Annotated in this window: 9 protein-coding genes; 5 read left to right on the top strand and 4 right to left on the bottom strand. The window is 60.8% G+C overall.

Annotated features, from left to right (window positions below):
* Positions 1-113: 113 nt before the first annotated feature.
* The 4 genes from MA04_RS17260 to MA04_RS17275 all read right to left on the bottom strand — a co-directional run bounded on the left by MA04_RS17260 (position 114) and on the right by MA04_RS17275 (position 7,301).
* On the bottom strand, positions 114-1,271 hold the full coding sequence (locus MA04_RS17260; RefSeq protein ID WP_262461789.1) for a porin: 1,158 nt from the start codon (positions 1,269-1,271) through the stop codon (positions 114-116).
* Between the two features lie 217 nt (positions 1,272-1,488).
* Positions 1,489-2,946 carry an efflux transporter outer membrane subunit gene (locus tag MA04_RS17265; RefSeq protein ID WP_163121422.1) on the bottom strand — a complete coding sequence of 486 codons (1,458 nt, stop codon included), beginning with the start codon at positions 2,944-2,946 and terminating at the stop codon, positions 1,489-1,491.
* Positions 2,943-6,089 (bottom strand): efflux RND transporter permease subunit, encoded by a 3,147-nt coding sequence (locus MA04_RS17270; RefSeq protein WP_163121420.1) that lies wholly within the window; start codon positions 6,087-6,089, stop codon positions 2,943-2,945. The genes MA04_RS17265 and MA04_RS17270 overlap by 4 nt, the downstream gene beginning before the upstream one ends.
* Before the next feature lie 12 nt (positions 6,090-6,101).
* On the bottom strand, positions 6,102-7,301 hold the full coding sequence (locus MA04_RS17275; protein ID WP_163121418.1) for an efflux RND transporter periplasmic adaptor subunit: 1,200 nt from the start codon (positions 7,299-7,301) through the stop codon (positions 6,102-6,104).
* 159 nt (positions 7,302-7,460) lie between these two features.
* Between MA04_RS17275 and MA04_RS17280 the strand changes: the two genes are divergently transcribed.
* The 5 genes from MA04_RS17280 to MA04_RS17300 all read left to right on the top strand — a co-directional run bounded on the left by MA04_RS17280 (position 7,461) and on the right by MA04_RS17300 (position 13,386).
* Positions 7,461-8,108 (top strand): TetR family transcriptional regulator, encoded by a 648-nt coding sequence (locus MA04_RS17280; RefSeq protein WP_262461791.1) that lies wholly within the window; start codon positions 7,461-7,463, stop codon positions 8,106-8,108.
* 247 nt (positions 8,109-8,355) lie between these two features.
* Positions 8,356-9,123 (top strand): SDR family NAD(P)-dependent oxidoreductase, encoded by a 768-nt coding sequence (locus tag MA04_RS17285; protein ID WP_163121414.1) that lies wholly within the window; start codon positions 8,356-8,358, stop codon positions 9,121-9,123.
* Between the two features lie 81 nt (positions 9,124-9,204).
* Positions 9,205-10,263: a phosphotransferase family protein gene (locus MA04_RS17290; RefSeq protein WP_262461795.1), complete on the top strand. Its 1,059-nt coding sequence runs from the start codon at positions 9,205-9,207 to the stop codon at positions 10,261-10,263.
* 103 nt (positions 10,264-10,366) lie between these two features.
* Positions 10,367-11,155 (top strand): 5'/3'-nucleotidase SurE, encoded by a 789-nt coding sequence (gene surE / locus MA04_RS17295; RefSeq protein WP_262461796.1) that lies wholly within the window; start codon positions 10,367-10,369, stop codon positions 11,153-11,155.
* Positions 11,156-11,709: 554 nt separating this feature from the next.
* Positions 11,710-13,386 (top strand): long-chain fatty acid--CoA ligase, encoded by a 1,677-nt coding sequence (locus MA04_RS17300; protein ID WP_262461798.1) that lies wholly within the window; start codon positions 11,710-11,712, stop codon positions 13,384-13,386.
* Positions 13,387-13,513: the final 127 nt, after the last annotated feature.

A 13,513-nucleotide genomic window follows, 5' to 3' on the forward strand; every position in this document is an offset into this window, starting at 1 on the left:
CTGCTGTCCCTGATGGAAGGTAAGGCCGTTTTCCTCTAAACCGCGATGAACCATAAAAAAGGCCGCCCCGGGGGCGGCCAAATGGCACAGTGGAATGGATCCGCTCGGCGGATCTACCAGGAGAGTGTGGCACCCACTGCCAGGGTGTCGGTGGATTCAATCTCGCCAGCCTGTTTGTCATCGATCTCGAAGCGGCTGAAGTTCCCCAGCAGTTTCAGATTGTCATTGACCGCGTAACTGAGCAGCACGGCTTTGTTTTCGTAGTCAGCTTCGCCGCCAAGCAGATTGCCGTCGTCCTCGCTACGACCATAAGACAGAGCCAGACGGAATTTGTCGATCTGCTGGCCGATCTGCACAAGGTACCCCTTACTGTCGATTTCCCTGAGGTTGGCCTGGCCCAGGTTGTTCGAGAACAGCGGGTGCATGCCTTCGGCATTGAAGCCCGAAGCGGTGAGGGAGGTGTCGCCGAGTTTGGCCTGAACCCCATAGCCCAGCCCCCGCGAGGTCACATCCTCGACACTACCGTCGGTGTTTTCCGAGGTTTGGTAGGCGCCATTAACCCAGGCGTACAGTTCGGTGGCGCCGAGGCTGGTCTGGTAGCTTACTTCGGTTTCGAAACGCGGTGCCGATTGGTAGGCCTTGCCGGTGCCTCCCACTTCGTTGCTGTCATAGGGATCGAGAACACCCACGGCGACTTTCAAGGCATGTTGCTGTGGACTGCGGTAAGTGATCTGCGCGCTGGGGAAAGGGTAGGGATAGCCGGTGCCGATGTTGCCAAAGGACACGCCGCTGCCGTCCATCAGGCCGAGGGTATCGCTGGCCTGGCCAAAACCCGACAACAGTTCGTCGCGCAGAATATTGGAGCGCGCGAACAGACCAAAGTCCTTACCGATCAACACCTGACCCCAACCGCCGTCGATGGTGCCATAAAACTGGCGCACGTCGATGCCGGTTTCAGTGCCGTTGGTTTCACTGTCGTTGATGGTGACCCAGAACGAGGAACGGGCCCCGAGTTTCAGGTCGCCGGCCTGGCGGGAAAAATTGAAGCCGAGCCAGTTGGGCAGAAATCCCATTTTCACCCGGGACTGGCGCCGGTCGAACTGGTCACCGGGGCGGTCCACGTCGTTGTGTACGTAGAAGGCGTTGATGTAGCCATCGGTGGAGAAGGTGGTCTGATTATCGTCGTGGAGTTTGATTTCCGCCTGGGCGCCGGTACTGGCAAGCGATGCCAGCAAGACACAGGTAAGGGGCAGTCTTTTGTTGTTGTGCATGGTTCGCTCCATGTTTTTTCGCGTCGTTCGGAGCGGGCAGTATGGAAAGGGACGGGCGGCGGCGAATCCCGCTTTGGTCGGGAAGGCGTCGTAAGACCGGAGCGACCAGTTGGGTGGCACGAAAGTCGTGCGCTGGTGTGGGTTCAGGAACTAGAACAAAGAGAGAAGGGGGAGGGAGAAAGGAGGAGCCCGGCGCATGCGCGCCGGGCAAGTACACTCAACCTTGCGTGCCGGAGGTGTCGCTGTCTTCCTGCTCCGGAGCGGTATTGATCACGGTGGCCTGATCTTCCAGCCAGCCGCCGCCCAGGGCCCGATACAGAGTGATCTGATTGGCGAGCTTGCTGAGCGTGATGGACACCAGTTCCTGACGGGCGGTAAGCAGACTGCGTTGCGCGTCCAGTACCGCGAGATAGTCGTCCGCGCCCAACTCGTAGCGTTGCTGGGACAGTTCCAGTGAGCGGCGAGTGGCGTCCACCAGAGCCTGCTGGGCGATTTCCTGTTCCAGCAGGGTTTCACGGGCCACCAGCGCATCCGAGACTTCCTGGAAGGCGGTCTGGATGGTTTGCTCATAGGTGGCGACGCTCTGGTCCCGACGCACTTCCGCCACGTCCAGGCTGGCGCGGTTGCGCCCGCCGGTGAAGATCGGCAGGGAAATGCTCGGCGAGAACGACCAACTGCGCGAGCCGCTCTCGAACAACCCGTCCAGTTCGGCACTGCTGGTACCAAAGGTGCCGGTCAGGGAAATGCTTGGGAAGAACGCCGCCCGGGCCGCGCCGATATTGGCGTTGGCTGCCCGCAGCAAGTGTTCCGCGCGGATGATGTCCGGACGTGCCAGCAACACATTGGAGGACAGCCCGGAAGGCACCTCCGATAATTCCACCAGACCGGATTCCTCCAGGTTATCGTTGGGCAGAGGCGGCAGCGGCGCGCCGACCAGGGTGGCCAGGGCGTTACGGTCCTGGGCCACCAGACGGGCGAAGCGGGCACGATTGGCGCGGGCGGTTTCCAGCGCGGTCTGCGCCTGACGCAGTTCCAGCTCGGAGCCGACACCCAGGTCGAAGCGGCGCTGGGTCAGATCCAGGGAGGCCCGGTAGGCCTCCATGGTTTCCTCGCTGATGCGCAGGTTTTCGCGGTCCGCCACCAGCGTCAGGTAAGCGTTGGCCACTTCCGACACCAGAGTGATGTGGGCGCTGCGCTGGGCTTCCTCGCTGGCCAGATAATTCTGCAGGGCGGCATCCTTGAGGCTGCGTACCCGGCCGAACAGATCCAGCTCGTAGGCGGAGATGCCTACGTTGGCGCCATACTGACTCTGCACCTGGCTCTCGCCGGTGTTGTTCAGGTCACCGGGCACCCGTTGCCGGGTGCCGGTGCCGTTGAGGCCGATATCGGGAAACAGGTCGGCACGCTGAATCCGATACTGGGCGCGCAACTCTTCCACATCCAGCATGGCCAGACGCAGATCCCGGTTGTTGGCCAGGGCGGTCTGGATCAGCTGCTGCAGTTCCTGTTCGGCGAAGAAATCCCGCCAGCCGGGCAGGGTGACCTGCGTGGCGTCGGTGCCCTCACGGAATTGATCCGGCACCGGGGACGGGGGCTGTTCATAGCTGGGCGCCAGCGTACAGCCGCTCAAGGCCAGAGCAACGGCCAGCGCCATGGAAGCGGGTTTCAATGTCATCCGCGGGTCTCCTCGGACGGCTCGTTACGGTCACCTTTGCCGTTCAACGGCACGCCGGACAGTTTACGAACCACCACGTAGAACAAAGGAATGAAGAAAATGGCCAGGGCGGTGGCGGTGAACATGCCGCCAAACACACTGGTACCGATGGCGTTACGGGCACCGGAGCCGGCGCCGCTGCTCAGCATCAGCGGTGTTACCCCGAGCATGAACGCCATGGAGGTCATCAGGATCGGACGCAGCCGCATGCGTGTGGCCTCCAGCGTGGCTTTCCACAACGAGTGACCTTGATCTTCCAGATCCTTGGCGAACTCGGCGATCAGAATCGCGTTCTTCGCCGCCAACCCGATGGTAGTGAGCAGGCCGACCTGGAAGAAGACGTCATTTTCCAGGCCCCGGCCCAGTGAGAACAGGACCGCGCCGAGCACACCCAGCGGCACCACCAGCATCACCGCGAACGGAATCGACCAGCTCTCATACAGGGCGGCGAGACACAGGAACACCACGATCAACGAAAGGGCGTACAACGCCGGTGCCTGGTTGCCGGACTGGCGTTCCTGGTAGGACAGGCCGGTCCATTCGTAGCCGAAGCCCTCTGGCAGATCCGCCGCCAGACCTTCCAGCGCGGTCATGGCGTCACCGGTACTGAAACCGGGATTGGCATTGCCCTGGATGTTCACCGAGGAGACGCCATTATAACGCTGCAGCTGTTGCGGACCGTGCTGCCAGTCGCCGGTGGCGAAGCTGGAGAAGGGCACCATCTGGTTATTGCTGTTGCGCACGTACCAGGTGCCGATGTCCTCCGGCAGCATGCGGTCTTCCGCGTCGCCCTGGACGTAGACCCGCTTGATCCGGCCGCGATCGAGGAAGTCGTTGACATAGGTGGAACCCCAGGCCACCGACATGGTGTTGTTGATGTCGGCGATGGAGACGCCCATGGACTGTGCCTTCAGGTGATCCACGTCGACCTTGTACTGCGGCGCGTCGGGCAAGCCGTTGTAACGTACCTGTACCATCGACGGATCCTGGTTGGCCTGACCAAGCAACTGGCCCATGGCCTGGTTGAGCGCGTCATGGCCCAGGCCGGCACGGTCCTGGAGCTGGAAGTTGAAACCGCTGGCCACCCCGAGAGCGGGGATCGACGGCGGGTTCAAGGCAAAAATGATCGCCTCGCGAATCCCGCCGAAGTAACCCATGGCGCGACCGATGATCTGGTCGATGCCATCGGTACTGAGGTCACGATCCTCCCAATCCCGCAGACGGACGAAAGCGATCCCCGAGTTCTGGCCACGACCGGCGAAGCTGAAGCCGGCCACGGTGAAGATGGATTGCACCGCGTCCTTTTCTTCCTCCAGGAAGTAGTACTCCATCTTCTTCAATACTTCGATGGTCTGCTCCTGGGTGGAACCCACCGGCAGCTGTACTTGCGCCAGCATGATGCCCTGGTCCTCTTCCGGCAGGAAGGCGGTGGGCAGGCGGGTGAAGGTGAACGCCAGCACCGCCACCACGGCCACATAGATCAGCAGGTAGCGGCCACGGCGGCCGAGGATCTTTTCCACCCTGTTGTGATAGCCATGGCTGGCACGATCGAAGTTGCGGTTGAACCAGCCGAAGAAGCCTTTCTTGTCCTCATGGGAGGCGTCCTGCTGCTTGAGCATGCTGGCGCACAATGCCGGTGTCAGGATCAGGGCCACCAGTACCGACAACACCATGGCCGAAACGATGGTGATGGAGAACTGACGATAGATGGCGCCGGTGGAGCCGGGGAAGAACGCCATGGGAATGAACACCGCGGACAGCACCAGGGCGATACCGACCAGAGCGCCGGTGATCTGGCCCATGGATTTGCGCGTGGCTTCGCGAGGGGGCAAACCCTCTTCCGCCATCACCCGTTCCACGTTTTCCACCACCACGATGGCGTCGTCCACCAACAGACCGATGGCCAGTACCATGCCGAACATGGTCAGGGTATTGATCGAGAAGCCGAAGGCGAACAGCACCGCGAAGGTCCCCAGCAGCACCACCGGCACGGCGATGGTGGGGATCAGCGTGGCGCGGAAGTTCTGCAGGAACAGGTACATCACCAGGAACACCAGCAGAATCCCTTCAAACAGGGTCTTCACCACCTCCATGATGGAAATTTCCACGAACGGCGTGGTGTCGTAGGGGAAATCCATTTGCATGTCTTCGGGGAAGAACTGGCTCAGATCGTTGAGTGTGGACTTCACCCGTTCGGCGGTATCCAGGGCGTTGGCGCCGGTGGCCAGGTTGATCCCCAGACCGGTGGCGGAGGTGCCGTTGTAACGCCCGGTGATATCGTAGCTTTCCTTGCCGAACTCGATGTTGGCGACGTCCTTGAGGCGTACCTGGGAGCCGTCATCGTTGACGCGCAGCAGAATCCGCCCGAATTCCTCGGGGGTTTGCAGTAAGGTCTGCACGATGATGGAAGCGCTCAACTGCTGGCCTTCCACCGCCGGGTTACCGCCGATCTGGCCGCCGGTGATCTGGTTGTTCTGTACCGTGATCGCCTGGGTGACATCCGCCGCGGTCAGACCGAATTCGGTCATCTTCTGGGAGTCGAGCCAGACGCGCATGGCGTATTGGGTGCCGAACAACTGGGTGGTACCGACACCTTGCACCCGGCTGATCGGATCCTGGATGTTGGCCGCCACATAGTCGGCGAGGGCCGCGTTGTCCAGTTCACCGGATTTGGAGTTGAACGCCACCACCATCAGGAAGGTGTCGGAGGACTTGCTCACCTGCACCCCCTGCTGCTGCACCACCTGGGGCAGGCGCGGGGTGGCCAGTTGCAGTTTGTTCTGCACCTGGACCTGGGCGATATCCGGATCGGTACCGGGGGCGAAGGTCAGAATGATCTGCGCGTTACCGGAGGAATCACTGGTGGAGGACATGTACAGCAGATTATCGATACCGTTCATCTGCTGCTCGATGACCTGCGTCACCGAATCTTCCACGGCTTTCGCCGAGGCCCCGGGGTAGGTGGCCTCGATGGTAACTTCCGGCGGTGCCACGGTGGGGTACTGCTCCACCGGCAAAGTATTGATCGCCAGGGCGCCCGCCATCATCAGAACGATGGCGATCACCCAGGCGAAAATGGGTCGATCAATAAAGAAATTGGCCATGTTGCTCCCCGATTACTCGGCGTTGGCGTTGTTCGGGCCGTTGTCCTGGGCCTGGGTTTGCTGCGCTTGCTGCTTTTGCGCCTCGACGTCCACACCTTCCACCGGCATGCCGGGGCCGATCTTTTGCAGGCCGTCGACGATCAGTTTGTCGCCGGCGGCGAGGCCATCGCCGATTAACCAGCGGTTGCCCACCGTGCGCACGGTTTCCACCTGACGTTTTTCCACCGTGTTGTTGTCGCCGATGACCATGGCACTGGCGGTGCCTTGCGGATCACGGGTGACCGCTTTCTGTGGCACCAGGATGGCGTTGTCGCGTTGTCCCTGGGGCAGCTTGGCGCGTACGAACAGACCGGGCAGCAGGTCGCCGTCGGGATTGGGGAACAGGGCGCGCAGGGTGATCGAGCCGGTGCTCTCATCCACTGCGTATTCGGAGAATTGCAGGGTCCCGCTCTCGCCGTACTCGGTGCCGTCTTCCAACACCAGAGTGACGCGCGCCTTGTCTTCGCCGACCTGTTCCAACTGCCCGCTTTCCATGGCCACGCGCAGTTGACGCAACTCACGGGCGGACTGGGTGAGGTCCACATAGATCGGATCCAACTGGCGAATGGTGGCCAGCGCCTCGCTCTGGTTGGCGGTGACCAGAGCGCCGGCGGTGACGCTGGAACGGCCGATGCGCCCGGAAATCGGCGCCTTGACACTGGCGTAGTCCAGGTTCAGGCGAGCGGTATCCACCGCGGCCTGGGCGGCGGCGATCTGCGCTTTGTTGGTGCCCAGACTGGCGCGGGCATTGTCGTACTCCTGACGGCTTACCGCGTTCGCCTCCACCAGAGTCTTATAGCGGTCGGCCAGCAGCTGGTTGGACTCCAGTGTGGAACGGGCGCTGGCCAGATCCGCCTGGGCGCTGGCCAATGCCGCCTTGAACTGGCGATCGTCGATGCGATAAAGCACCTGCCCGGCCTCAACTTCGGCGCCTTCATCGAACAGACGTTCCTTGATAATGCCGCTCACCTGAGGGCGAATCTCCGCCACCTCATAGGGGCTGGTGCGGCCGGGTAGTTCGTTGACGACGGTATAGGGTTCCGGTTTAACCGTGATGTAACCCACCTGCGCCGCGCCGCCGGCACCTTGCTGCTGAGGCGTGTCGTTTCCGCAGGCGGTCAGGGCGAGGGCAAAAAAGAAAAGGACAGAAAAATGGACCGATCGTGCGCGCATAGAAACCTCGGTTTCCTATGAAAATCAATGAATTTTGGTTGCTTCCGTTACGGCGAGAAAGCGCGGATACCCGATAATTACACAAAAGCGAAAAGAGTATACATACATTCGTAGATGTATGTATAGTTCTCCCTCCAGCGAGATCACAGGAGTCCGGCCATGAGGCGCACCAAGGCGGAAGCTCAGGAGACCCGTGAGCAGATACTCGACGCGGCGGAGCGCGTCTTTCATGAAAAAGGCGTATCGAGGACCTCCTTGAATGACATCGCCGGCGCGGCGGGGTTCACTCGTGGCGCCATTTATTGGCACTTCAAAAACAAACATGATGTTTTTGCCGCCATGTTGGAGCGAAAGCGTTTGCCGCTTGAGGCTCTGGCGCAGCGGGCGGAGCACCCTGAAGAGAAGGATCCGCTGGGGCGGTTGCGGGAATTCCTGATCTACGTGCTCTGTGAAACCGTCCGTGATCCGAGCCGTCGGCGGGTATTGGAGATCATATTCCAAAAATGTGAATTTACTGTGGAAACCGATCCTCTGATGACCCGCCAGAAGGAATCCTTTCTGGAAGCCTCCAAATCCATGCGAATCATCCTTGGCCGCGCCATCGAGCGCGGGCAACTGCCTGAAAGTCTGAACATCGAGCGTGCCGTGACCTTGCTGCATGTGCAAGTGTGTGGCCTTCTTTATGTCTGGTTGCTGGTCCCGGAGACCTTTGATCTCGAACAGGAAGCGGCCCATCATGTGGACTGCTATCTCAACACGCTGGCATCGTGCCCCTCCATTTCCGGGTGTCCGGATTCTCCTTCCTGATTTTGATTTCTGATTTCGGAACGTGATTTTGAAATAATTGACGCCACCCAAGGGTCATGTCACATTCTTTGCCCCCGCACGGACAGTGCCGGATGCCCTCCGGGCTGGCGGCGATCGCCGTGGTCCGCCCGGGCATCAACCGATAAATCAATGCCACGTCGGCAACGCAATACGCGCCCGGAACCAGGCTCGTTCGTTGGTTGCCGGTGCCGCCGTCGTGACCGGAAGAAACCGGAACAGGAGAATAATGATGAGTAAACTGTTTGATCTCACGGGAAAAGTCGCTCTGATCACCGGATCCACCCGGGGTATCGGTAAAGCCATCGCCGAGGAAATGGCCCGTGCTGGCGCCAAGGTGGTCATCTCCAGCCGCAAGCCGGAGCCTTGCCATGAAGTGTGCGAGGCGATCAAGGCGGAAGGTCACGAGGCCATCGCCGTGCCCTGTAACGTGGGCAGCAAGGATGATTTGATGAACCTGGTGGATGAAACCCTGGCCGCCTTTGGCAAGATCGATATTCTGGTCTGTAACGCCGCCACCAACCCGGTTTACGGCCCCACCGCGGAAGTCAGCGACGAGGCCTGGGACAAGATTCTCGACACCAACGTCAAGGGTACTTTCTGGCTGTGCAACCGGGTACTGCCGATCATGGCCGAGAACGGCGGTGGTAACGTGGTGATCATTTCCAGCATCGCCGGCCTGCGCGGCAACACCGTGATTGGCACCTACGGAGTGTCCAAGGCGGCGGAAGCGGCTCTGGCCCGCAACCTGGCGGTGGAGTGGGGGCCGAAGAATATTCGTGTCAACGCCATTGCTCCGGGCCTGGTGCGCACCGATTTCGCCAAGGCTCTGGTGGAAGACCCGGTTCGCCGTCAGCGCGCCGAGGAACGCACACCGGTGCGCCGTATCGGCGATCCGGTGGATATCGCCGGGGTGGCGTTGTTCCTGTCCAGCGCCGGCAGCGCTTACGTGACCGGCCAGACCATCGTGGCGGACGGCGGCGAAACCATTTGTTGATGGCCGCGGGCGCGCCGCATTTGCTTTTGCGGACCGCGACCGGCGTTAGAGGCAAACGCTAAGCGATTTTTGAGGTTCCATATGGAAGGTCAACCGGAACTGGTGCCGGTCCTTGAGGCCCATCGTTTCGATGAATCCCGTCTGTCCCGGTATCTGGATCAGGCCGGGCTGCTGGCAGGAGCGTTGCGGGTGCAACAGTTCCAGGGCGGACAGTCCAATCCCACCTATCTGCTGGAAAGTGGCGAGCGCCGCTACGTTCTGCGCAAGAAGCCGCCGGGCAAGGTGTTGCCGTCGGCGCATCAGGTGGACCGCGAATATCGGGTAATGAAGGCATTGGGCGAACACAGCGATGTGCCGGTGCCGACCATGCGTGCTCTCTGCGAGGACGATGACGTTATCGGCACCAGCTTTTACGTCATGGATTTCGTGCCCGGTCGGGTGTTTTCCGAGCCGCTGCTGGAATGCCTGCCCACTGCTCAACAGCGCCGTGCCGTCTATGAGGCCATGGTGGATACTCTGGCCAAATTGCACAGCGTTGACTACAGGGTCGCCGGTTTGGAGGATTTTGGACGTCCTCAAGGGTATGTGGCGCGTCAGGTGAAACGCTGGCGGGCTCAGTACCAGGCCTCCAAGACCGACGAGCTGCCGGCCATGGACAACCTGATCGACTGGCTCGAGGAGCACATTCCCGAGGACGACAGTGCCGCCATTGCTCACGGTGACTTCCGCATGGGCAATCTGCTGCTGGCGCCGGACCAGCCCAAGGTAGTGGCGGTGCTGGACTGGGAACTGGCCACCATTGGCCATCCGCTGGCGGATCTGGCTTACTTCTGTCTGCCGTATCATTTGCCCCACGGTATTCAGGGGGTGCGCGGTCTGGACGGCCTGGATCTGAGCGAACGCGGCATTCCCGACGAGCATGTATTGCTGGAACGTTACTGTCGCGGTTGTGGCCGCGATGGCATCAGTGACTGGCCGGTGTTCCTGGCCTTCGCGCTGTTCCGTACCGCGGCGATCCTGCAGGGAGTTTATGCCCGGGCGCTGCAGGGCAACGCCAGCAATCGTGACGCGCTGGAAGTCGGCAAGCGGGCCGGACTGATGGCCGAGCGCGGCTGGCAAATCGCCCGTACTCACCAATAAACAGCTAATGACAGCCCCTCGGGCGTCATCATCGCTTCATTCCGACCGGGCAGCATAGGCGGCGCGGACGGTAGACAAGAATTCGGACAATACAGGAGCCACCATGAAGCCCTTCCAACGTATCCTTCTTACCAACGACGATGGCATCGACGCCCCCGGTCTGAAAGTGGCCGAGGCAATCGCCGCGGAACTGGCCGAGGAGGTCTGGGTGGTGGCGCCGGAGCATGATCAAAGCGGGGTGGGGCAGAGTATTTCGCTGCACAGCCCGTTGCGGGTATATCATCACGGCGAGCGCCGCTACGCCGTTTCCGGTACGCCGGCGGATTGCGTCCTTTTCGCCATGACGGAGTGGCTGGAGGAAACGCCGCCGGATCTGGTGCTGTCCGGGGTCAACTGTGGCGCCAATCTGAGTGACTCGGTGATGTACTCCGGTACCGTTGGCGCGGTGCTGGCGGCGGCCCATCTGGGGTTGCCCGGCGTGGCGCTGAGCCAGGCGTTTCTGGATCGGGATGCCATCAACTACGCACCAGTGAGCGAGTTGGCGGTGGGACTGATCCGGCAATTATGGGAGCGTCACGCCGAGCATTGCTGCTGGAACCTCAACTTCCCCGATCTGCCACTGGCGCGGATCAAGGGTAACCGCATCACCCGTCAGGTGCCGGGCAGTATCCGCCGCGCCCGGTTGGTGGCCGGACGTGACGGTCGCAATCTGTCCTATCACTGGCTGACCTTCGAGCGCGATCCGGATTCCATCGATCACCCGCAGTCCGACGTGGTGGCTCTGCGTGATGGCCGTGTGTCGGTGATGCCGCTGCGCCCCTCCCGCTGTGATGATGATCTGGCCGATGCCTTGTGGGAGAAAGGAGAGTGGCCACTGGCCGGGCAGGACTGAGCCCGGATTGTCCATTGCCGAGTTGCCCCGGCCACGAAGCCGCTGTGGGAGCTTGCCTGCAAGCGAATGGACTTCCGGGCGCCTGGATTCGCTTGCAGGCAAGCTCCCACAGCGGCTTCGTAGTCCTCTCTGAAGTCATGGCATTGCGGGAATTCACAAGCCAGAGTCAGACTCTCCTGAAATTATGGGACACCGGTGATCCACGGACCGCGATGTGCACACTGCTGACTGCCTGGCGGGGCCCGTCAGATCATTCACCACCGAAAATATGAAACCATATTCCGAAATAGTATTGACGCCCCGCGGGGCGCGTGTCAGATTCTCCGGCTATTCCATTTGGCGGGTCACGGAGTCCGAAAGGGCCTTGGTCGCCGAAGGTTAACGACGTTTTCCGAAGCATTTCCGCCCCAGGCGGGAGTGGCGGTTTCGTCGTATCACCTGTTGCCTATGCAGCACCATATGCAGCAACAACAAGCGGGTACCAGCCTCCATAACGCGGGCCCCAAGAAAAAAGTGGCCTTTATCGCCACAGTCGAATCGTAGGGAGAGTTAGCATGTTTGATCGGCATTTTGCCGTTTGGCCTGAAAACCTGCCGCATCACCTGACCATTCCGGAAACCAGCCTCTGTACCAATCTTGATGTCTCCGCGCTGCGCTATCCGGAAAAACCGGCCATCATTTATTACGACCATACCATCACCTACCGGGAACTGAAGCGCCAGGTCGACGCTCTGGCCGGCTACCTGCAAACATTGGGCGTGGACAAAGGTGACCGCGTCCTGCTGTACATGCAGAACGCTCCTCAATTCATCATCGGTTACTACGCCATTCTGCGGGCCAACGCCATCGTCGTGCCGATCAACCCGATGAACCGCACGGCGGAACTGGAACACTACCTGGAGGATACCCAGGCAACGGTGACGCTGGCGGCACAAGAAGTGTTCGCCAATATCGCGCCGCTGATCGGCACCCGTCAGCTGCGTCATGTCATCGTGGCGTCCTACAGCGACTATATCGACCCGCAAACCGATCTGGACCTTCCCGCGGAAGTACGGGCGCCGGCGCAACCTTTGCAAACCGAAGGCGCGATCGCCTGGCGCGACGCCATCGACGCCGGCAAGACCCCCGGAGAATTGCTGGTGGGGCCGGATGATCTGGCCGTTTTCCCCTACAGTTCCGGGACCACCGGCGCTCCCAAAGGCTGCATGCATACCCACCGGTCGGTGATGGCCACCTGTGTGCATGGCGTGGCCTGGCGCTCTGGCGGCGGCAGTGAGGGCATCATCCTCTCCACCTTGCCGTACTTCCATGTCACCGGCATGCAGGGCGCCATGAACGCGCCCATCTACACCGGTGCCTGCATCGTGCTGATGACCCGCTGGGATCGCCGTACCGCGGCCACCCTGATTCAGCGTTATCAGGTCACCAGTTGGACCAACATCGTCACCATGGCCATCGATCTGCTGTCCGATCCGGAGGTGGAATCCTTCGATCTGTCCAGCTTGCAGAACATCGGCGGTGGTGGCGCGGCCATGCCGGAAGCGGTCTCCGACAAACTGTTCAAGCTCACCGGCCTGCGCTACATCGAAGGGTATGGCCTCTCCGAGACCATCGCCGCCACCCACATCAATCCCGCCGAGAAGCCAAAAAAACAGTGCCTTGGCATTCCGGTCTTCGACGTGGATTCCCGCGTCATCGACCAGGAGACCGGCAAGGAACTGGGCGTCGGGGAAGTGGGGGAGATCATTTCCCACGGCCCGCAGATTTTCCAGGGTTACTGGAACCGTCCGGAGGAAACCGAGAAGGCCTTCATCGAACTGGACGGCAAGCCGTTCTTCCGTACCGGAGACATGGGGTACTACGACGAAGAAGGCTATTTCTTCATCGTCGACCGGGTGAAACGCATGATCAATGCGTCCGGCTTCAAGGTCTGGCCCGCCGAAGTGGAAAGTCTGATGTACCGCCATCCCGCCATTCAGGAGTGCTGCATCATCTCCGCGCCGCACGAGCGTCGTGGTGAAACGGTGAAAGCCTGTGTGGTTTTGAACGCCAAGGATAAAGATAACGTCAGCGAGGACGATATCATTACCTGGTGCAAGAATGAGATGGCCGCCTACAAGGTGCCGCAGATCGTCGAATTCCGCGATGAGCTGCCTCGTTCTCCCACCGGCAAGGTGATGTGGCGGGCGCTGCAAGAACAGGAATGGGCGAAGAGCGAAAGCACTTCCTGATCCTTTGAGCAACGGCAATTCCCGTGACGGATTGTCGTTGCTATTTTCGCACTGCGAAATGCTATTCCGAATATTGACGCTTCGGTGAGGTGCTGTTAGCGTCTTGGCCTTCATGCACCATCGTGCA

Origin of the sequence: Alloalcanivorax balearicus MACL04 (assembly GCF_025532145.1) — a bacterium.
GTDB classification, from domain to species: domain Bacteria; phylum Pseudomonadota; class Gammaproteobacteria; order Pseudomonadales; family Alcanivoracaceae; genus Alloalcanivorax; species Alloalcanivorax balearicus.

Coding starts and splice junctions, on each gene's coding strand:
- MA04_RS17260 (WP_262461789.1), bottom strand. CDS start 1,271: ATGCACAACAACAAAAGACTGCCCCTTACCTGTGTCTTGCTGGCATCG.
- MA04_RS17265 (WP_163121422.1), bottom strand. CDS start 2,946: ATGACATTGAAACCCGCTTCCATGGCGCTGGCCGTTGCTCTGGCCTTG.
- MA04_RS17270 (WP_163121420.1), bottom strand. CDS start 6,089: ATGGCCAATTTCTTTATTGATCGACCCATTTTCGCCTGGGTGATCGCC.
- MA04_RS17275 (WP_163121418.1), bottom strand. CDS start 7,301: ATGCGCGCACGATCGGTCCATTTTTCTGTCCTTTTCTTTTTTGCCCTC.
- MA04_RS17280 (WP_262461791.1), top strand. CDS start 7,461: ATGAGGCGCACCAAGGCGGAAGCTCAGGAGACCCGTGAGCAGATACTC.
- MA04_RS17285 (WP_163121414.1), top strand. CDS start 8,356: ATGATGAGTAAACTGTTTGATCTCACGGGAAAAGTCGCTCTGATCACC.
- MA04_RS17290 (WP_262461795.1), top strand. CDS start 9,205: ATGGAAGGTCAACCGGAACTGGTGCCGGTCCTTGAGGCCCATCGTTTC.
- surE (WP_262461796.1), top strand. CDS start 10,367: ATGAAGCCCTTCCAACGTATCCTTCTTACCAACGACGATGGCATCGAC.
- MA04_RS17300 (WP_262461798.1), top strand. CDS start 11,710: ATGTTTGATCGGCATTTTGCCGTTTGGCCTGAAAACCTGCCGCATCAC.